General features: G+C 72.4%; 17 protein-coding genes and 1 pseudogene. 8 read left to right on the top strand and 10 right to left on the bottom strand.

Annotated features, from left to right (window positions below; all coding sequences use genetic code 11):
• Window positions 1–18: 18 nt before the first annotated feature.
• Window positions 19–918, top strand: coding sequence for a glycoside hydrolase family protein (locus KIK05_RS28950; protein ID WP_308250164.1), 900 nt, complete (start codon window positions 19–21; stop codon window positions 916–918).
• 22 nt (window positions 919–940) lie between these two features.
• Here the strand turns inward: KIK05_RS28950 and KIK05_RS28945 are convergent, their stop codons facing one another.
• From KIK05_RS28945 to KIK05_RS28935, 3 genes are all read right to left on the bottom strand, one after another.
• Window positions 941–1,930 (bottom strand): sulfotransferase family protein, encoded by a 990-nt coding sequence (locus tag KIK05_RS28945; RefSeq protein WP_214414031.1) that lies wholly within the window; start codon window positions 1,928–1,930, stop codon window positions 941–943.
• Window positions 1,931–2,046: 116 nt separating this feature from the next.
• A complete protein-coding gene (locus KIK05_RS28940; protein ID WP_214414030.1) occupies window positions 2,047–3,189 on the bottom strand; it encodes a cation diffusion facilitator family transporter in 1,143 nt (380 codons plus the stop codon).
• Window positions 3,190–3,464: 275 nt separating this feature from the next.
• The gene (locus tag KIK05_RS28935) at window positions 3,465–3,734 is read right to left on the bottom strand and encodes a GlsB/YeaQ/YmgE family stress response membrane protein (protein WP_214414029.1); all 270 of its coding nucleotides are present in this window, start codon (window positions 3,732–3,734) and stop codon (window positions 3,465–3,467) included.
• A gap of 286 nt (window positions 3,735–4,020) precedes the next feature.
• On the opposite strand from KIK05_RS28935, the gene KIK05_RS28930 reads away from it, so the two are divergent.
• Window positions 4,021–5,004, top strand: a complete 984-nt coding sequence (locus tag KIK05_RS28930) for an alpha/beta fold hydrolase (protein ID WP_214414028.1) — start codon at window positions 4,021–4,023, stop codon at window positions 5,002–5,004.
• Between the two features lie 193 nt (window positions 5,005–5,197).
• Here the strand turns inward: KIK05_RS28930 and KIK05_RS28925 are convergent, their stop codons facing one another.
• Window positions 5,198–5,761: a TetR/AcrR family transcriptional regulator gene (locus KIK05_RS28925; RefSeq protein ID WP_214414027.1), complete on the bottom strand. Its 564-nt coding sequence runs from the start codon at window positions 5,759–5,761 to the stop codon at window positions 5,198–5,200.
• Between the two features lie 77 nt (window positions 5,762–5,838).
• Between KIK05_RS28925 and KIK05_RS28920 the strand changes: the two genes are divergently transcribed.
• Complete coding sequence (locus tag KIK05_RS28920) at window positions 5,839–7,110, top strand: MFS transporter (protein ID WP_214414026.1); 1,272 nt, start codon at window positions 5,839–5,841, stop codon at window positions 7,108–7,110.
• Between the two features lie 223 nt (window positions 7,111–7,333).
• On the opposite strand, the gene KIK05_RS28915 is transcribed toward KIK05_RS28920, so the two are convergent.
• Window positions 7,334–7,963 carry an antibiotic biosynthesis monooxygenase family protein gene (locus KIK05_RS28915; RefSeq protein ID WP_214414025.1) on the bottom strand — a complete coding sequence of 210 codons (630 nt, stop codon included), beginning with the start codon at window positions 7,961–7,963 and terminating at the stop codon, window positions 7,334–7,336.
• Window positions 7,964–8,429: 466 nt separating this feature from the next.
• Window positions 8,430–8,966, bottom strand: coding sequence for a P-loop NTPase family protein (locus KIK05_RS28910; RefSeq protein ID WP_214414024.1), 537 nt, complete (start codon window positions 8,964–8,966; stop codon window positions 8,430–8,432).
• Window positions 8,967–9,450: 484 nt separating this feature from the next.
• Here KIK05_RS28910 and KIK05_RS28905 point away from each other — a divergent pair, with 484 nt between their 5' ends.
• Window positions 9,451–10,032, top strand: a complete 582-nt coding sequence (locus tag KIK05_RS28905; protein WP_250563636.1) for a hypothetical protein — start codon at window positions 9,451–9,453, stop codon at window positions 10,030–10,032.
• An 18-nt stretch (window positions 10,033–10,050) separates the two neighbouring features.
• Here KIK05_RS28905 and KIK05_RS47295 read toward each other — a convergent pair.
• Together KIK05_RS47295 and KIK05_RS28895 are read right to left on the bottom strand one after the other, a co-directional pair.
• A pseudogene (locus tag KIK05_RS47295) lies at window positions 10,051–12,138 on the bottom strand (SpoIIE family protein phosphatase); the annotation flags it as partial.
• A gap of 317 nt (window positions 12,139–12,455) precedes the next feature.
• Window positions 12,456–14,042: an MFS transporter gene (locus KIK05_RS28895; protein ID WP_214414023.1), complete on the bottom strand. Its 1,587-nt coding sequence runs from the start codon at window positions 14,040–14,042 to the stop codon at window positions 12,456–12,458.
• Window positions 14,043–14,135: 93 nt separating this feature from the next.
• On the opposite strand from KIK05_RS28895, the gene KIK05_RS28890 reads away from it, so the two are divergent.
• Window positions 14,136–14,510 (top strand): winged helix-turn-helix transcriptional regulator, encoded by a 375-nt coding sequence (locus KIK05_RS28890; RefSeq protein WP_214414022.1) that lies wholly within the window; start codon window positions 14,136–14,138, stop codon window positions 14,508–14,510.
• 257 nt (window positions 14,511–14,767) lie between these two features.
• Here the strand turns inward: KIK05_RS28890 and KIK05_RS28885 are convergent, their stop codons facing one another.
• The gene (locus tag KIK05_RS28885) at window positions 14,768–15,025 is read right to left on the bottom strand and encodes a hypothetical protein (protein ID WP_214414021.1); all 258 of its coding nucleotides are present in this window, start codon (window positions 15,023–15,025) and stop codon (window positions 14,768–14,770) included.
• 157 nt (window positions 15,026–15,182) lie between these two features.
• On the opposite strand from KIK05_RS28885, the gene KIK05_RS28880 reads away from it, so the two are divergent.
• Window positions 15,183–15,857 (top strand): alpha/beta fold hydrolase, encoded by a 675-nt coding sequence (locus KIK05_RS28880; protein ID WP_214414020.1) that lies wholly within the window; start codon window positions 15,183–15,185, stop codon window positions 15,855–15,857.
• A 135-nt stretch (window positions 15,858–15,992) separates the two neighbouring features.
• Window positions 15,993–16,382 (top strand): hypothetical protein, encoded by a 390-nt coding sequence (locus KIK05_RS28875; RefSeq protein WP_214414019.1) that lies wholly within the window; start codon window positions 15,993–15,995, stop codon window positions 16,380–16,382.
• 181 nt (window positions 16,383–16,563) lie between these two features.
• Here KIK05_RS28875 and KIK05_RS28870 read toward each other — a convergent pair whose 3' ends face one another.
• Entirely contained in the window at window positions 16,564–17,520 is a 957-nt protein-coding gene (locus tag KIK05_RS28870; protein WP_214414018.1) for a PP2C family protein-serine/threonine phosphatase, read from the bottom strand.
• Between the two features lie 526 nt (window positions 17,521–18,046).
• Between KIK05_RS28870 and KIK05_RS28865 the strand changes: the two genes are divergently transcribed.
• The gene (locus tag KIK05_RS28865; protein WP_214414017.1) at window positions 18,047–18,502 is read left to right on the top strand and encodes a hypothetical protein; all 456 of its coding nucleotides are present in this window, start codon (window positions 18,047–18,049) and stop codon (window positions 18,500–18,502) included.
• Window positions 18,503–18,780 lie beyond the last annotated feature (278 nt).

Below are 18,780 nucleotides of genomic sequence, written 5' to 3'. Positions count from 1 at the left end.
GTCGTCTATCGTTTCGACGTGCCCGACAACACATTTCAGATCGCCACAGCATCACCCCGGCCCGAGCAGTCCGTCCTGGTCGTGGCACCCCCCCACGACGCACCGGGCTACTGGGCGGGCGCGCCCAGCTCGGTGGCCGCCGACGGCGCCGTCTACCTCGCCTACCGGCTGCGCCGCCCGATCGGGCAGGGGCGCGGCTACGCCGTCGTCGTGGCGCGCTCCCTCGACGGCGAGCGCTTCGAGCCCGTCTACACCCTCCGCCAGGACGAGGTGGACACCGAGTCACTGGAGCGGCCCGCGCTGGTGCGCACCCCCGAGGGCATGTGGCGGCTCTACATCAGCTGCGCCACCCACAACACCAAGCACTGGCGGGTCGAGATGCTCGAAGCCGACGACCCGTCCCGGTTCGACGCCACCCTGCGCAAGGTCGTGCTGCCCGGCGACCCCAAGACCGGGGTCAAGGATCCCGTGATCGTCCACGACGGCGGCATGTGGCACCTGTGGGCGTCCTGCCACCCCCTGGAGGAGGTGGGCGAGGAGGACCAGATGGTCTCCGACTACGCCACCAGCGCCGACGGCGTCGAGTGGACCTGGCACGGCACCGCGCTGAGCGGGCGTCCCGGCTGCTGGGACTCGCGCGGCACGCGCGTGACCTCGGTGATCCGCGCCGGCGACACCGTCGTGGCCGCCTACGACGGCCGGGCGAGCGCCGGGGAGAACTACGAGGAACGCACCGGGCTCGCCACCGGCGCCGACTTCTCGGTGCTCACCCCCACGGGCACCGAGCCGGTGGGCTCGTCCCCGTACGGCGGGCTGCGCTACCTCGACATCCTGCGGCTCCCCGACGGGCGTCACCGCCTGTACTACGAGCTGACCAGGCGCGACGGCGCCCACGAGCTGCGCACGGAGCTGCGCTGAGCCGGGCGGGACGGCGGGGCGTTCAGTGCGGGCGGGGGCGGCCGTTGCGGGCCTGCCTCTGGCCCGCCGGGCGGTCCCCCATCAGCCCGCCCGACCTCTCGCGCGGGCGCAGCCAGTCGCCGAACTCCTCCCCCGTCACCCGCTCCAGCAGCGCGACGTCGTCCTCGAAGAGCGGGATCAGGGCCTGGCGCTCCTCCCAGCTCAGCGGACGGCGCGGGCGGGCGCGGTCCTGCAGCGCGCCCTCCAGGGGCTCGGTCAGCCGCGACCCCAGCGCCCCCGGCAGGTGGCGTCCCACCGTCGCGCCGGCCCTGAGCACCCGGGACAGGGCCCGGTGCCGCAGGGTGGGCTCGGGATGGGCGGTGACGTTCTCGCGGGGCAGCTCACGAAGGACGCCCTGCTCCACGCCGAGGAACGCGCAGATGCGGTCGAGCGTCCGGACGGGGGCGTCCACCAGCTCGCGGTAGCGGAAGAACAGCACGTTCTCCCTCGGGAACAGCGTGAACAGGTGCTCCAGCTGCTCGCCGTAGCGCCCGAGCGAGACGTAGTGCCAGAACGCCGACCATCCGGCCGCGATGCGGCGCTCCTCCTCGGCGCAGGCGCGCACCACGTCGCCCACCGGCTCCAGCCCGGCCGACCACAGGTGCGTCCAGTTGGAGTGGGCCCTCTCCACCGGGTCGCGCAGGATGACGATCAGCCGGGCGTCCGGGACGAGGGCCCGGATGCGGCGCTGCGCCTGCCGGTCGTACAGGTAGAACGGCGTCGACTCGCCCTTGAGGGCGCCGGCGGGAGCCCTGTCGAACAGCGCTTCGTAGTCCGGCCGCCGCCAGATGTGCTCCTTGTACGTCTGGGCGTCCCCGGGGCCGCCGCGCGCCGGAGGGGGGCCGTCTGTGAGGAAGAACTTCGGCTCCTTCACCCGTGACATGTAGAGGCCGGGGTGCCGCGCGAGCGCGGCGTGCAGCGCCGTGGTGCCCGCCTTGGGCGCTCCGATGACAAGGAAGTCCGGCAGGGCCATCTGATCTCCTCGCCGCAGACGACATCTCCCCCGAGCATACCCACTCAATACGTAGGAAATATCGGCTTTGCGCGGAGATGGCACCGCGTTGACGGCACGCAGGCGCGGAGCTTCCCCTACCGTTGGCGACCGGCGTCGCCGGAGCGCCGTCCGGCACGGGTCACGGCCGGCGCGCGGTGGTCGGTCAGGGCGGCGTGGTGGTCGGTGTCGTACGGGCCGTCCGGGTCGGCGTGCACCGTGGCCGCCCGCAGACGGGACACCTGGTGGATGAGCCGGTGCTCGGCCTCCACCGCCACGGCGTGCGCCTCGATGAGCGACAGGCGGTGGTCGACGGCGATGTCCACCTCGGCGCGCAGGACGTGGCCGATCCACCGGATGCGCACCGCGCCCACCCGCCGGACCCCCGGCGTCGCGGCGAGGACCTCTTCGGCCTGGTCGAGCAGCGACGGGTCGACGGCGTCCATCAGGCGGTGGTAGATCTGCCTGGCCGCGTCCCGCAGCACCAGGCAGATCGCCACGGTGATGACCAGGCCGACGATCGGGTCCGCGGCCGGGAAGCCGAGCGCCACGCCTCCCGCGCCGAGCAGCACGGCGAGGGAGGTGAAACCGTCGGTGCGCGCGTGCAGGCCGTCGGCGACCAGCGCCGCCGACCCGATCTCGCGTCCCACCCTGATCCGGTAGCGGGCCACCCACTCGTTCCCGACGAAACCCACCAGCCCGGCGGCGGCGACCCAGCCGAGGGCGTGCACCTCCTGCGGGCTGAGCAGCCGTTCGACGGCCTCGTACCCCGCCAGGACCGCCGACCCGGCGATGATGACCACGATCAGCAGCCCGGCGAGGTCCTCGGCCTTGCCGTAGCCGTAGGTGAAGCGCCGCGTCGCCGCCCGCCGTCCCAGCGAGAAGGCGATGGCCAGCGGGACGGCGGTGAGGGCGTCGGCGAAGTTGTGGAGGGTGTCGCCCAGCAGCGCCACCGACCCGGAGAAGCCCACGATCACCGCCTGCGCGACGGCGGTGAGTGTCAGCGCGACGAACGACAGGCCCAATACGCGCATGCCGCGCGCGCTCGACTCCAGCGCGGCGTCGGTCTTGTCGGCGCTGTCGTGGCTGTGCGGGGCGAAGAGGTGCCTGATCGCCGACGGCAACCGGCCGGCCCTCCCCCGCCCGCCCTCACCGTCGTGTCCGTGTCCGTGTCCGTGGCCGTGCCCGTGGTCGTGCGGCTCCTCCGGGGACGGAGGGCCGGGCCGCTGCTGGTCGGACATGGCCACCTCGCTCGCGCGCGTTCACCCTTGCGCGGAGTATACGTACCGGCCGCCTCTCGTCCCAGGCCCATCAGCGGTCACTCTGGTCGTACCGGCCGCACGTCCGTCCCGGGGACGGTCCCGTGCGCGGAAGGCCGCGACCGGATCGTTCGGACGCCTGACGAAGCGTCACCGCTGGAGAGCGCGCGGGACGACGCGCGCGGAGCCTCCGGGCGGGTGGCGTGCGGAGCCTCCGGGCCGGCCGCAGGCTGGAGCCCGCCCGGAGGGCTCGGAGGCTACGCGCGTCGCCGGCCGGCCAGACCCGATACGAGGATCACTCCGACGGCTGCCACGACCACCTGGATGATCAGCTCTATCCAGTCGACTCCCCTGGTGTCCGCGACTCCGAGGGCGCCGGCGATGGCGGTACCGATGAGGGCGGCGACGACGCCGATCAGCATCGTCAGCAGGATCCCGATGTTCTGCCGCCCCGGAACGACCAGCCGGCCGAGGGCGCCGATGACGATTCCCACGATGACGGCGGAGATGATGCCGGATACAGCCATGGCCACGCTCCTCAGCGCTTCGATGACCAGCCTTTCCTTCAAGCCTATGCGAGGAGGCGGTCAAGCGATCGTCATCCGTCGTGGGATGTCTCCGGGCGCGGACGCCGCCCTTGCCGTGACCGTGGCTGTCGGCGGCGGCCGGGCGGTGGTGACGGAGGGCCGCGGCCGGTTTGCCGGATCGGCAAACGGATTCGCGGCGGGATGAGCGTCCGGCGAATGATCGGCGTCAGGACCATCGGCGCCGGCCGTACCGTGCGGCCGTCCGACGAGGGTCGAAGGAGGATCGATGTCGACGTCCGCGAGGGACGCGGGGATCACGCATCGTCTGGTCGTGTCGCCCGCCGGCCGCGTTCACCTGGTGGAACAGGGCTCCGGGCCGCTGGTGCTGCTGGTGCACGGGTTCCCCGAGTCCTGGTACTCCTGGCGCCACCAGCTTCCGGTGCTGGCCGCGGCCGGTTTCCGTGCGGTCGCCGTCGACGTCCGCGGCTACGGCCGCTCGTCCAAGCCGGCGGACGTGGCCGCGTACCGGATGCTGGAGCTGGTGGAGGACAACCTCGCCGTGGTGCACGCCCTGGGCGAGCGGACGGCCGTGATCGTGGGCCACGACTGGGGCGCGAACATCGCCGCCGGCTCCGCCCTCCTGCGGCCGGACGTCTTCCGCGCGGTCGGGCTGCTGAGCGTGCCGTACGCCCCGCCCGGCGGGCCGCGGCCCAGCGAGGTCTTCGCGCGGATGGGCGGGGAGGACGAGTTCTACGTCCGCTACTTCCAGGAACCCGGCCGGGCCGAGGCCGAGATCGAACCTGACGTGCGCGGCTGGCTCGCCGGCTTCTACGCCGCCCTGTCCGCCGGCACCATGCCGCCTCCCACCGCCCCGGACCCCCACTTCGTCTCCCCGGGCGGGACGCTGCGCGACCGCTTCCCGGCCGGTCGGCCGCCCGCCTGGCTGAGTGAGGACGACCTCGATGTGTACGCGGCGGAGTTCGAACGGACCGGCATGAGCGGGGCGCTCAATCGCTACCGGAACATGGACCGGGACTGGGAGGACCTCGCCGGCCTCGACGGTGCCCCCATCACCCAGCCGTCGTTGTTCATCGGCGGAGACCTGGACGCCTCCACCACCTGGATGGCCGACGCGATCGCGGCGTACCCCCACACCCTGCCGGGGCTGGTCTCCGCGACCGTACTGGAGGGCTGCGGCCACTGGATCCAGCAGGAACGCCCCGAGGAGGTCAACCGGATCCTGACCGGCTGGCTCGCCTCCCTGCCCTAGCCTCGGTCGAGGTCTCCGGCCACACCCCGCCGTGGACGGACGGCCGGCGCCGAGGCACGGCGAACGGGAGGGTACGGCCCGAACCCGGCAGGTCAGGCGGGGAGGCCGGAAGCCGAGGCCGGGTTTCGTGGCCGCGATCGCCTGCGACCGGGCAGGGACTCCTTCCGGAGGCCGGATCGCGGCGGCGTGCCGGTCAGCGGGGGCGGAGACCGTCGATCGCGACCGCGATGTACCGCCGCCAATCGCCCGCGCCGTTGCGGATGACCGCGGCCAGGCCGCAGATGACCATGTTGACGTCCTCGGTGGTCACGTCCTGCCCGACCGTGCCGCGCGCCCGCGCCCGGTCGATCAGCTCCGCGACGCCGGCGAGCAGCGCCTCGCGGGTCTCTCCCCGCGGCTCGGCTGAGCCCATGGTCTTCTCGATCACCTCGGACATGCCGCGATCGCCGGCCAGCACCTCGCCCACGTGGTGCAGGAACCCGGCCAAGCCTTGAGCCTGATCGTCGGCGTCGGTGAGCCGGCGCGCGGCGGCGACGATCTCGGCGGCCCGGTGCTCGGCGATGGCCTCGATCAGGGCCTCCCGGGTCGGGAACTTGCGGTAGAGGGTCCCGACGCCGACGCCCGCCGCCCGGGCGACCTCCGACATCTGCACCTCGTGGCCGGACTCGGCGAACAGCGCGCGAGCCGCCTCCATAACACGGTGTCGGTTGCGCTCGGCGTCGGTGCGCGTCTTGCGGCGCCTCTGCGGAGTTGACATCCCGAACGCCCCTCTGTCTAGACTTCTTGGCGGAATCTGGATTCCACATTCCGCATTATGCCCGAGAGGTGGACACCATGTCGAACGAGCGTCTCAACCCGTTCTCCCCGCATTCGAAGCGGTCGACGGGGCGTTCCGGCCGGGCGCTGATGGTGTGGGGTTTGCTGGTGGTGGCGGCGAACCTGCGGCCGAGCTTGACCGGCGTCGGGCCGTTGCTGGATCGCGTGCAGGCCGATCTGGGGTTGGCTCCGGCCGTCGCGGGTCTGGTGAGCACGCTGCCGTTGCTGGCGTTCGCGGTGATATCTCCGGTGGTTCCGTGGCTGGCGGCGCGGTGGGGGCCCGAGCGGCTCCTCGGGGGTGCGCTCGTGGTGCTGACGCTCGGGATCGCGGTCCGGTGGGTGCCGACGGCGATCGGCCTGTTCGCGGGAACCATGCTCATCGGGGCAGGAATCGCCGTGGGCAACGTGATGCTGCCGAGCCTGATCAAGCGCGACTTCCCAACCAGGGTGGGCATGCTGACCAGCGCATACGCCACTGTCATGGGGGCTGTCGCCGCGGTGGCCTCCGGGGTGGCGGTGCCGATGAGCCAGGTCGCCCCCGGCGGCTGGCACACCGCGCTGGGGTGCTGGATCGTGCTCGCGTCGGTGGCCCTGGTGCTGTGGCTCCCCCGGTTGCGGACGTCGCGACCGGCCGCGGAGGCGATTCGCGGCCACCGGTTGCCGTGGAGGTCGGGGCTGGCGTGGGCGGTCACGGCGTTCATGGGACTGCAGTCGCTCGGCTTCTATGTCGTCGTGACGTGGTCGCCCCAGGTGTTCCAGGACGGCGGAGCCAGTGCCGCCGAGGCGGGATGGCTGCTGTTCGTGTTCCAGGCGGTCGCGGTGCTGACCAGCCTGGCGGTGCCCGCCGCGCTGCGGTGGGCACGTGACCAGCGCGCGGTGGCGACGGTGAGCTCGCTGGTTCTGCTCGCGGGCTACCTCGGACTTCTGGTGGCGCCGGGATGGGCGTTGCTGTGGAGCGTCGTCCTCGGGCTGGGCGGCGGAGCCTGCCTGGTGCTCGCATTGGCCTTCCTCAGCCTGCGCGCCCGGGACGCGGCCGCGGCGGGCGCGTTGTCAGCGATGGCACAGTCGATCGGTTACCTGCTGGCCGCGGCCGGACCGGTGATCTTCGGGCTGCTGCACAGCGCCGGTTCCGGCTGGCAGGCGCCGACCGTTCTGCTGTGCGTCGCCGGGGCCGGGCAGGTCATCGTCGCGATGGTGGCCGGCCGGGGCACGGTGCCGCCGCCCGACGGCCAGGCACCCGGCCGCGCCCCCTCGCCGGCACCAGAGCGTGCCCCTTCGCCCGGGCATTGACCGCAGGCGGTCAGGAGCGGGCGACGCGCTGATCCCCATCGTGGCCCCGCCCGAGCTGACGACGGCCTGGAATGCTGTCAGGTCGTCAGGCTCAGCAGGGTGCTCCGGGGGAGGCTGAGCCGCATTTCCAATCCCTTCATCGGGGCGAGCTATGAAGATCTTGAACTTCGGCCGCCGCCCGCCCGGCAGCACGCCCCGCTCCTGATGTCCTGGCCGGCCGCGGTCACGGGACGTCCGGGAAGTACTGCGGAGCCTCCCGACGATCACGCATCTCGTATTCGCGGATCACCGTGGCGTGCCGGATCCGGACGCCGGTCAGCGGCGGGGTGCCGGCGCCCGCGGCGTCAGGGGTGGTCCAGGAAGCCAGGAGCAGCGGGGCGTGGGGGTCGAGGACGCCGTCGTAGCGCTCGACGTCGGCGAGCCCGGCGGCCGCGCCAAGATCGGGCAGCGCGTCAGGCCGCGCCGTGTCGAGTGGTTCGAGAATCGTCACGGCGGCGGCGGACCCGGTCTCCGTCACGTCGCTCCTGCTCGGGGCGACCGGAATGCCGTCGGGGGCATGGGTGTCGTGGGTCACCTCGGCGACCCGGATCCGGTAGTCGGTGAATATCTCGGACCGGCCCCGTTGCTGCCCGTGCACGTGGTGGACGGCATGGGTGCGCCATCGGACGAGCGCCTTCTCGTCCCGCCAGGTCGACAGTGACAGCAACCGGCCGGCTGTGCGGGCACTGGCGAAGCGGGTGTTGTCGACGAAACCATCGATCGTCTCGAGTTCCGGCCGCAGTAGCCTGGCGACGTCGAGGTACGCATCCCACAGGTCGGCGCGGGGTTGGACCTCGAACAACACGACGAACATTCGGACGCCTCCAGAGGTGTGGTGACAGCGGGTACGGACGATCACGCGCCGAGCAGGAATCCCGCGGCCGCGCGGTAGAGAGCGTGACGGCCGGACTCCGGCGCGCGAACGGCGCGAACAGGACAAGCCGGTCGACCGATTCCGGACAGCGCCCGGCCACGAGGTCCGCGACCATCGTTCCCCATGAATGCGCCAGCAACGACACCCGCCCACCGCCGCGGACGGCTCACCAGGGGTCGAGAGCATCCAGCCCTCGACGTCACGAGCGAAATCGTGCGCGGACGCCATCTCGGTCATGGGGGCAACTCTGTCCCGGAAACACTTCGGCCGAGACCGAATCATGCTGGACGCGCCCTCGATGGCCGGCGGGACCGCCCCCTTCGTCGCCGCCGACGACGGCCCACGACCACCGCTGACCCTGATCCCCACGATCGCCATCGCCCGCACCCGGCGCCGCTCTGATGTCTCATCCGGGCCGGCGGGGGGCCACGGAACCGAGCCAGCCGGCAGAGGCGTGAATGCTGGTGAAACGGAGAACACGCAAAGGCGCGAAGCGCCGATCACCGATGCGGCGCTGGATGTCCGCTCGTCGTGCCGCGTGCTGGGACCACGCCCACCAGGCGGGATGATCCCGCCGGAACCATCCCGCCAGGGTCTCCCGGTTCCCGTTGAATATCGGCTCACGGAGAAGCGTCCTGCGTAACGACCGCCGCAGGATCCGGGGCATGACGGCCCGCCGGGGATAGTCCAGCCACACGATGGTGTCGGCGCACTCCCACAGCAGGTCACGGACCTCCGGGTAGCCGTACGAGTCGAAGACCCAGGCCGGCGACCCGGCGATCTCGGTGACCTGGGCGGCGAACCGTTCGTTCACCGCCCAGCCGGGCCCGCCGAAGTACAGGGCGTCCATCTCGTGGTAGGGCAGGGCGAGCCGGCTGCTCAGTGCCCGTGCCATGGTCGACTTTCCCGCCCCGCTGATGCCCACCACGAGGATCCGCTGCATCCACCCAGCCTAGACTGGTGGCGAGGGCGCGCCGGGCAGGCGGGACCCGCTGGGCAGCCGCGACTCGCACGCCCAGACCGCCGCCCCGTACTTCCCGGACAGGACGTTCTGACGTCGATCCGGACACGATGTGGCCGTGGCCCTACCCGGCCAACAGCCCCGCGCCGGACGGCAGAACCCCGATCGAATCGCCCCTCCCAGGGATCGCGGTGTCAGTACTCACGATGACCTGCGGAGATCCGTGTGAAATGCCGGCGTCGGGCGCCTCTCGAACCGGCCGTCCGCTCGGCGAAGCGGCGCGTTCTTCTCCTGCGCCGTTGAACGGTCTTCCTGTGTCCGGCGATCGCCGAGCCCGCCAAGAGATGATCAAAAATGGCCAGACGGTTCATGTCGGCGCTCGTACCGGAATGACACCACCAGCATGATCTGATCGCGTGGGAGAAGGTCCACGAGCAGGTGGGTGTGAACCGAAGGGGGCACGAGGTTGCCGTACGAACATCGTCTAGGCGCCGTGCCGGCCGGCGCCCTCATCGCCGCCGCGCTCCTGACGGCTCCGGCCTTGGCCCCGCCCGCGAAGGCCGGCACCTGCCCTGCCTCGACCACCTGTCCCAGCACGGTGACCTTCGCAGTGACGGCTCCCGACTCCCTGACCATCTCCGTGCCCAACGGCCCGGTGAACATCGGGAGCAACACCCCGGGCAACCAGATCACCGGCCAGCTCGGCACCGTCACCGTCTCCGACCAGCGGGCCGCGCTGACGGCCACCTGGACCGCGACGGTGTCGGCCACCGGCTTCACCACCGGAAGCGGCACCGCCGCCGAGACCATCCCCGCCACCGGCATCGCCTACTGGTCAGGGCCGGCCACCGCCACCACCGGCACCTTCGTCCCCGGGCAGGCCAACGCCGCCGCGGCGGTCACCCTGGACCAGCCACGCACCGCGTTCAGCAAGACCACCGGCTCGGGCGACAACTCCGCCGCCTGGAACCCCACCCTGATCGTCACCATCCCGGCCCAGGCCGTGGCCGGCCTCTACACCGGCGTCGTGAACCACCAAGTCGCCTGACGGATCGGTCTGGATCACCAGCAGGGCGATGTCGTCGTCGCGGCTGACGGACTGGGTGGCCTGTCCGACCAGGGAGTCGGCGACGGTGTCCACGTCCCGGGCCCGGGCGTGGCCCAGCCGGGCGGCCAGGTCGGCGATGTTGTGGCCGAGGTCGGTGCCGGGGGATTCGATGAGGCCATCGGTGAACAGGGCGAGAAGCGCGCCCGGGGGCAGCGGGATCTCGACGCTGTCGTACGCGGTATCGCGGCCGATGCCCATCAGCAGGCCGTAAGGGAGCTCGAGGACCTCGGCATGCCCGTCGGGCCACCGCACCAAGGGCGGCAGGTGCCCCGCGCTGGCCGCACGCGCGCGGTGGCGGGCGAGGTCGAGCTGGATGTACAGGCAGGAGACGAACAGGTCGGTCTCGAAGTCGGCCAGGACCCGGTTGGTCCGGGCGAGCACCTGCTCGGGGGGCGCCCCGGTGGTGGCGTAGGAGTGGACGGCGGTGCGGACCTGGCCCATGAGCGCCGCGGCGGTGACGTTGTGGCCCTGGACGTCCCCGATGGCGACGGCGGCGGTGGTGTCGTCCAGGCGGATGAGGTCGTAGAAGTCGCCGCCGACGTCCATGCCGTGGCTGGCGGGCAGGTAGCGGGCGGCGGCGGTCAGGCCGGGAACGTCGGGCAGCCTCTGGGGAAGGAGCGCCTGCTGGAGGCTGTGGGCGAGGGCGTGTTTGGCGTCGTACAGGCGGGCGCGGTCCAGGGCCTGGGCGATGATGCCGGCCAGCGAGGTGAGGGTGGCGCGTTCGTCGGCGGTGAAAGTGTGGGGATGGCGGTAGGAGATGACGCAGCAGCCGACAGGGCGGCCGGAGGTGATCAGCGGCAGGAAGGCCCAGGCCTGTTTGCCGCTGAGCGCGGGCGCCTGCGGGTAGGACTTGGTGATTTCCTCGGGGTCGTTGTAGAAGGCGGGGGTTCCGCCGGCGAGGATGCGGCCGAGGGGGGTGAGGTCGGTGTCCAGGTGCTGGCCGTCCAGCAGGTGGATGCGTGCCAGGTCGTAACCCCGGTGGCCGATGATCGTCAGGCGGGCCCCGTCGAGGGTGTTCATCACCATGCCGTCGGCGCCGAAGGCGGGCAGGACCTGGTCGGCGATCAGGTCGACGACGTCCTGGACGCCGACGGTCTCGGTGAGCGCGGCCGCCAGGTGGATGAGCTGGTACAGCCGTCCCACCCCGGTGATCCCGCTCGGCGCCGTGGTGAGCGACGCGACCGCGGGCAGCTTGGGCACGGCCTCCTCCCAGTCGGCCGGGCTGATGAGCGCGCTGATGCCCGAGGCGTCGGGGTGGAGCTGTATGGCCAGCCATTGGCCGGGGGGGCGCAGCACGGTGTAGGAGACGGGGCGCCGGGTGACGACGGCGGTGCGGTAATGGTCCTCGTAGACGGGGTCGTCCAGCCAGGGCAGTGACTGCCACGGCAGGGTCCCGAGCAGTTGATCGGGGCTGCGGCCCAGAAGGTCGGCCGCGCGGGTGGTCAGGAAGGTGATGTGGCCTTCCAGGTCCATGGCCAGGGCGCCGGGCAGGCGTTCGGCGAAGTCGACGGCGGCCAGGCCGGACTGCGCGGGCTCCACGCGGCGCGGCGGGGCGATGCGGGGCTGGTCGGGGATGACGGGGGACGCGCACGCGTCGTCCAGGGCGCGGGCCAGCCGCCGGGCGCTGGCGGTGATGGTGCCGCGTTCGCGAGGGGTGATGTGCGGCGGGTGGTCATCGAGCCAGATGAGCAGCAGCACGCCCCAGCAGCGCCGGCTCCCCGCGAGGGGGACGGCCGCGATCGACATCTGGTGGGGCAGGACCGCCGCGAGGCGCGGATACCAGCGGGCCAGGTCCTCCTGCCGGCCCACCCACACCAGGCGGTCCCGACGCACCGCGTCGGTGATCGGAGCGGCGGTGGTCAGCCGCACGCGCCGCCACGGGAGCGCGAACTCGATCATCGCGCCGCCCATCGTCACCAGGGCCAGCACCGGCTCTCCCCCGGACAGCAGGTAGACGCCTCCGCCCGAGGCCCCCGTGCGGCGCATCACCGCCGCCAGTTCCTCGTCCAGTGGCTCGCTGTCGAGCCGGTCACCGGGCAGGCTCATCGATATCTCCGTCCGGGTCGGCTGGGCGGCGGGCGCGGCGGCCTCCCCGCTGATGCCCGGACCGCGCCGGTCTGACGGTCGGCGCACACCGCCGGGCGCCGGGCGGCCTGCCGGTGTGCGCCAAGGCGGTCCCGCGGCTCGACCCCACGCCACAGGCACCGCGAAGCGCCCACAACAGGACAATACGCCCGGCGGAGCGCCCGGATGACCTCCGCCCGGTCTGGAGCGACAAGCGGCCTACGAGGCGTCGCTCCCGCCGCCGGCGCGGCCGTCCGTGCCGGGTCCAGACGGCGACGGGACCGTCCGCGTACGGGCCGTCAGCCCGGCCGCCCGCGGGCTCCTGCGCGGCCGGCGCCGACGCGCCGGCGCCCGCCCGGGCGGAGCGCCACCGCGGTGAGCGCGGCCAGCACCGCGAGCAGGATCGCGGCGGTCGCCGTCACCACGGTGAACCCCGTGTCATAGGCGGCTCGGGCGGCGTCGCGCAGCAGGGCGGCCGCCGCCGGGTCGAGCCGGTCCGCGATCTCGGCGGCCGTCCCGATCGACTCCCGGGCGGCCTCACGAGCGGACGGGGAGAGATTCGGCACCGGTGGCAGCACGATCCGGTACGTCGCGGCCAGCACGGTCCCGAACACCGCGACGCCGAGCCCTGCCCCGAGCTCGAAGGAGGTCTCCTGGATGGCCGCCGCCTCACCGGCCCGGTCGGGATCCGCGGCGGCCATGATGGAGTCGGCACCCAGCGTCATGATGACTCCCGCACCGATCCCCGCCGCGACGAGCACTGCGACCACCAGGCCGTACCCGGTGCCGTGACCCGCCACCGTCATGACGGCCAGGCCCGCGGCGAACAGGCCCAGCGCTCCGACGGTGGTGGGCAGGTCGCCGAACCGCCGCGCGGCCCGCGGGGCGAGGACCGCCCCGGCCGCGTTGGCGGCGGCCAGCGGCGCCAGGGCGAGCCCCGCCTCCAGCGGTGTGCGGCCGCCGACCCATTGGAACCACTGGGTGAAGAAGAACAGCATCGCGGTGTAGCCGCCGAAGCAGCCGATGACGCACACCGTGGCGATCGTGAACCGGCGATCGGAGAACAGGGACAGATCGAGCAACGGCTGGGCCAGCCGCCGCTGACGCACGACGAACGCCGCCATCAGTCCCGTCCCGGCGACCCCGATGACGCCCGTGAGCAGGTCGAGGCTCAGGTGCTCGCCCGCCTGCTTGACCGCGAACACGACGCCGGCGAGCCCGGCGATCGACTGCAGGACGCCGAGCAGATCCCATCGGCGCGGCGTGGGGTTCCTCGACTCCGGGATCACCTTCGCCCCCACGGCGAGCACGACCGCGGCGATCGGGACGTTGACCAGGAAGACCGCGCCCCACCACCACCTTTCGGCCACCGCTCCCCCCACCAGCGGCCCGATCGTGGCGCCCAGGCTGTGCGCGGAGGTCCAGATCCCGATGGCCAGCGCCCGTTCACGGGCGTCGGGAAAGACCACCCTGATGATCGCGACGGTGGAGGCCATGATCATCGCCGCGCCCGCGCCGAGCAGCATCCGCGCGCCGATCAACTGGGCGGTCCCCTGCGCCGGCGCCGCGGCCGCCGACGCCAGGCCGAACACCGCCATCCCCGTCAGCGCCATACGCTTGCGGCCGACACGGTCGCCCAGGGTCCCGCAGGTCACCAGCAGCGCCGCGAGGGTGAGCGAGTAGACGTCCACGATCCACAGCAGTTCCACACCGCTCGGGTGCAGGTCCATGGTCATCGACGGCACCGCGGCGTGGAGCACCGTCAGGTCGACGCCGCACAGCAGCAGACTCGTGCACAGGACGGCGAGGACCGCCCACCTGCGGCGGTACGCCGCCGGGGTCGCGTGCCGAAGGTCCGGCGGGCCGGTGAGGTCGTTGGCACCCATGGCGGCACTCTGTCGGCACCGGTACCGTTCTCACAAGTACGGTCTTTTCTGTGCCGTAGTGTCACTTTGTATACCGATGCTGGAGGACGGCACATGCGGGGCGACAGCGAGACGACACCGGACGAGTGCGCGGTCGAGATCGCCATGGAGGTCCTCGGCGGCAGGTGGAAGCTGGCCATCCTCAAGCGCCTGCTCACCGGCACCCACCGCTTCGGTGAGTTGAAACGCGCCATGCCGGGCATCACCCAGCGGATGCTGACCCGCCAGTTGCGCGAGATGGAGACCGACGGGCTCGTCGTACGTGAGGTGTACCGCGAGGTGCCCCCGAAGGTGGAGTACTCCCTGACGGAGACGGGACGGAGCCTGGAACGCATCGCCGACCTGCTCGACGACTGGGGCCGGTGGTACCGCGAGCGACACCGTCCGGAGGCGCTCGGAGGCCCAGCGGACCCGGTGACGTCCCCGTGAGCCGGCACCCCGCGGCCGGATGAGCAGGCCCACGTCGGCGCGGAGCCGAAGCGTATGACCGCCGGCCGTCCTCTCCGGGACGATGGCCGCCTTCGTCCCTGACGCTTCGACGCTCGTCGAAGCATCTGGTACCTATGCTCCCCCCATGGGCATGCCGGGCGAGAAGAGGGGCGAGCCGTGATCCGCGGGGAGATCCTCGCCGTCCTGGCGGCCGGGGCCGCCGCCGGCGCCGTCAACACGGTGGTCGGCAGGAAGTCTCAGCCTGTCCCGGCCGCCAGCCGGCGCACATGCGCGCGGATGCGGTCGCGATCCTCCGGGAACGCGCTCCCCCACTCATCGTCCAGATGGACCCACTTCGGTGGTTGTCCGCTTTCCCCGCGCAGCGGCACGCCACGGTCGATGACGGCCGCGTACGACAGGCCCAGCGTCGGCGACCAGTCGGCCCGATAGGAACGCACGGCCACGGCCGCCGGCACAGGCAGCAACTCACCGCGCAGACCGGTCTCCTCCAGCAACTCACGGGCCGCGGCCTCCGGTGGTGCCGCCGAGAATGTCGGTGGCGTCGCCTAACGTCGGCCACTGGACAGCGACCGCGGTCCGTCCGCCGGTGGATCCGGGGCCGGACGGCAGGTCGTGCGCTGAATCGGGATCCGAGCAGCAGGAGGGGGCAGGGTGGCCACATTCGTCCTGATCCACGGCGCCGGCGATGTCGGCTGGTACTGGCATCTGGTGGAGGCCGAACTGCGGTCGCGAGGTCATGACACCGTCGCGCCGGACCTTCCCTGCGAGGACGACTCGGCCGGCCTGCCCGAGTACGCCGACACCGTGGCCGCCGCGATCGGCGACCGCGCCGATGCGATCGTCGTCGCGCAGTCGCTCGGCGGCTTCACGGCCCCGCTCGTCTGCGACCGGGCACCGGTGCGCCTGCTCGTCCTGGTCGCGCCCATGATCCCCGCGCCGGCGGAGGCACCCGCCGACCACTGGGCCCGCACCGGCTACCACCAGGAGGCGCGGGACCACTACGACGACACTGTCGCCCTGTTCTACCAGGATGTCCCGCCAGAGCTGGCCGCCGAGGCGCTGAAGCGGTCGCGCACCCAGTCCGAGGCCCGGATGGGGGAACCGTCGCCGCTGCGGGCCTGGCCCGGCGTCCCCACGCGGGTGTTGCTCTGTCGCGACGACCGCCTGCTCCCCGCTGGTTTCGTTCGCCGCGTCGCCCGGGAGCGCCTGGGCATCACCCCCGACGAGATCGACGGCGGCCACACCCCCGCGCTGAGCCGCCCGGGCGAGCTGGCGGACCGCCTCGAGGCCTACGCCGCCGAGCACGGACTGCTCGGTGACCGCTGACACCGCGGCGTGCCCCTGCATGCGCCCAGGAGTCGCGCCGACCGGCCCCGGGAGGCCGAACGGCGGGGTGGCGGCCTGATGCACGCCGGTCACCAACAGCGCCGGGGCGACCCCGGCCGTCCTGAAGGGATCACGATGCGACAGGCCGGCGAACGCAACGAGTGGGACGTCGCCATCCGCCGAGCCCTCGCCGGCCCCGAGCAGCCCGTGGCCGCCGCTTCCGCCGGACCGGATCCGTTCGCGCTCGCCGACCCGCCGACCGTCGAGCGGATCCTGGGCGCGGCGGGGTTCGCCGACATCGCCTTCACCGACGTCCACGAACCGGTCTACTACGGTCCGGACGTGGCCGCCGCCCTCGACTGGGTCCGCGGCTTCACCTGCACCAGCGAGGTGCTGAGGCGGCTGGAGCCCGCCGCCGCGGCGCTCGCGGTCGGGCGTCTGCGCGAGATGCTCTCCGCGCACCTGAGCGACGACGGTGTCTGGTTCGACTCCCGCGCCTGGGTCATCACCGCTCGACGCCACTGAGAGGCAGCGAACGTGCCACCCGCCGGACGATGGCGGGCGGTGACATCACGATGGCCGCCTCCGTGGAGTGGACGAGGTGATGGGCCTCTGCCGCCGGGAACGTCCCGATGTGGACGCCTGGCCGGTCGGGACCCGGCTCGCCGGTTCCGTCCTGTCCGGCCGCGCCCCTGGTGGGTGAGGGTCACAGGACCGGGACGGTGGGCGGGTGGTCGGAGCCGGGCTGCCACTCCACGAGCATGATCGTCGCGTCGTCGATGAGCCGCTGCCGGTGCCTGGCGAGGATGGCGTGGATGAGGCGGCGCAGGACTTCGTAGGCCGGTTCACCGGCGGCGGTGGCCCGGATGAGGTACTCGGTGAAGTTGTCCAGCCCGAACGGCTCCCCGCTGTCGGAGCGGGCTTCGATCACCCCATCGGTGTAGAACAGGACCCGGTCCTGGGGACGCAGCCGGCACCGGTGGACGGTACGCGGGCCCTCCAGCAGATCACCGAGCCCGAGCGGGGGCTCGGCCGGGCGGTCCAGCGCGCCGCGCACCAGACGCTGGCCGCGGATGAGCAACGGGATGGGGTGCCCGCAGTTGGTCCAGGTCAGCTCGCCGGTCCTTATGTCCAGGTGGGCGAACACCCCGGTGCAGTAGCGGTCGGGGAAGCTCTCGCTGATGGCGGTGTCGACCACTTCGGTCAGCCTCGCCAGGTCGGCTCCCGCGCGGCGGGAGTTGCGGCACCCGGCCAGCGCGACCGCGGACGTCAGACCGGCGAGCAGGTCGTGGCCCATGGCGTCCAGGATCGTGGCGTGCAGCATCCCGTCCAGCACGCAGTGGTCGAAGGCGTCACCACCCAGGTCGTAGGCCGGCTCGACCACCGCCGTGGAGATCACGCCCGGGACGCCCAGGGTGCGCGGCGGCAGGAAGGCCCACACCATCTCGGCGGGCAACCGCATGGGCTGGAGGCGGCGGACCTGGGTGTACAGATCGCTGATATTCTCCTTGGACCCGATGATCAAGGCGAGCAGCTCCGCCAGTGAGCGGCACAGCAGCAGGGTCGGGGCGTCCAGGCGGTCGCACTGCACTTCGAGGACACCGACGCGTTCCAGTCCGTCCTCGATCGGCAGCCACACTTGCAGCCCCGTGGTCGACGCCATGGTCGCGCACCGACGTCGTGCGGTAGCACCATCCCGCGAGGCTCTCGTCGATCCGCAACGCGGTCTTCCCCGGCGCCACGGGATTGGGCAGGGGCACCAGCCACTGCTGCCGCAGCCCGGCCAGGTAGATGCCCACCTCCCGCAGCCCCAGCGGGGCCACCAGCCGGCTGATCATGCTCGGGATGTCGCTCGGAGCAGTGTTCCTCGACAGGAGCATGGCATCGTTCAGGACCCGGTGTCCCTGCAGGCTGATCTCATCACCCATGACGGCACCTCCCCGCGACCACCCGCGTTGCCGTCCTCCGTTCATCATGTCACCGTCAGCAGGGATCACCGGGGCAGGCGACCCTGCCCCAGAGCCGTTCCCGTGAGCCGGGCGAACCGGACCTGGCCGAGCCGGAGGTCAGCGGCGGCAGGCGCGGAGCCCGTGACCGTCCCGGTCCCGGGCGAGGAGTGGGGCCAGCCCCACCCCCTTGTGCGTCCAGACCCGTACCGGGCCGCCCCTGCGATCCCTAGCGTCGACGTCATGACGAGAGGAAAGAAGAACGACATGGCCGGCACCGGCGACACCACGGCACACCTCGGCGCCCCCCGCACCCGGGAGGCCTTCGACACGGCGAAGAAGTGCGTCACGATCTACGGCGTGATCGGCGCCGTCACCCTCGCGGCGGTCGCCATGCTGTCCATCAGCGGTCACACGGTGACCACGTTCATGTGGGTCCGGGCGGTCATACTGCTCGCCATCGCCCCCGTGCTCCACCGGCTGATCCTCGGTGCCTCACAGGGCGCGCGGCGGAGCTTCGAGCGCGTGCGCACGCTCAGCGTCATCATGCCGATCGCGATCATCGGCGTCGACCTGATCCCCGGCGTCTGTCCGGCCTGGTACGCCGGTATGCAGGCCGTCGGCGCGCTGCCCCTGATCGGAGCCGCCTTCCTCCTCAACCGCCCCGGACCGCGCGCCGCGTTCCCCAGGACACGCTGACCGGGCGGCGGGCGCCGCCTAGGGACGACGGCTGGGGTCGGATCCGGGAGTCCGCACGCGACCCGCAGGCCGGGGCCGAACACGACCAGCGGCGCCGGATCCCCGGTGATGCCCAAGCTGTACCTCCAGGCCGTCACCCGGAGCCGGATCCGGCGGAGGTGCGACACAGCCGGGTTTCCGGGGCAAGGTCAAGCAAGGTCAACACAGGGGTCGCCGACGGCACGAATACGGAACGGGCACTGCCAAGCGGGGCGAGGTGGGGAAATCACGGAAGGACG

Source organism: Sphaerisporangium fuscum (assembly GCF_018531465.1).
GTDB classification, from domain to species: domain Bacteria; phylum Actinomycetota; class Actinomycetes; order Streptosporangiales; family Streptosporangiaceae; genus Sphaerisporangium; species Sphaerisporangium fuscum.
This window is presented reverse-complemented; position numbering and strand designations above follow the sequence as displayed.

Coding starts and splice junctions, on each gene's coding strand:
- KIK05_RS28945 (WP_214414031.1), bottom strand. CDS start 1,930: ATGGCCCTGCCGGACTTCCTTGTCATCGGAGCGCCCAAGGCGGGCACC.
- KIK05_RS28940 (WP_214414030.1), bottom strand. CDS start 3,189: ATGTCCGACCAGCAGCGGCCCGGCCCTCCGTCCCCGGAGGAGCCGCAC.
- KIK05_RS28935 (WP_214414029.1), bottom strand. CDS start 3,734: ATGGCTGTATCCGGCATCATCTCCGCCGTCATCGTGGGAATCGTCATC.
- KIK05_RS28930 (WP_214414028.1), top strand. CDS start 4,021: ATGTCGACGTCCGCGAGGGACGCGGGGATCACGCATCGTCTGGTCGTG.
- KIK05_RS28925 (WP_214414027.1), bottom strand. CDS start 5,761: ATGTCAACTCCGCAGAGGCGCCGCAAGACGCGCACCGACGCCGAGCGC.
- KIK05_RS28920 (WP_214414026.1), top strand. CDS start 5,839: ATGTCGAACGAGCGTCTCAACCCGTTCTCCCCGCATTCGAAGCGGTCG.
- KIK05_RS28915 (WP_214414025.1), bottom strand. CDS start 7,963: ATGTTCGTCGTGTTGTTCGAGGTCCAACCCCGCGCCGACCTGTGGGAT.
- KIK05_RS28910 (WP_214414024.1), bottom strand. CDS start 8,966: ATGCAGCGGATCCTCGTGGTGGGCATCAGCGGGGCGGGAAAGTCGACC.
- KIK05_RS28895 (WP_214414023.1), bottom strand. CDS start 14,042: ATGGGTGCCAACGACCTCACCGGCCCGCCGGACCTTCGGCACGCGACC.
- KIK05_RS28890 (WP_214414022.1), top strand. CDS start 14,136: ATGCGGGGCGACAGCGAGACGACACCGGACGAGTGCGCGGTCGAGATC.
- KIK05_RS28875 (WP_214414019.1), top strand. CDS start 15,993: ATGCGACAGGCCGGCGAACGCAACGAGTGGGACGTCGCCATCCGCCGA.
- KIK05_RS28870 (WP_214414018.1), bottom strand. CDS start 17,520: ATGGCGTCGACCACGGGGCTGCAAGTGTGGCTGCCGATCGAGGACGGA.
- KIK05_RS28865 (WP_214414017.1), top strand. CDS start 18,047: ATGACGAGAGGAAAGAAGAACGACATGGCCGGCACCGGCGACACCACG.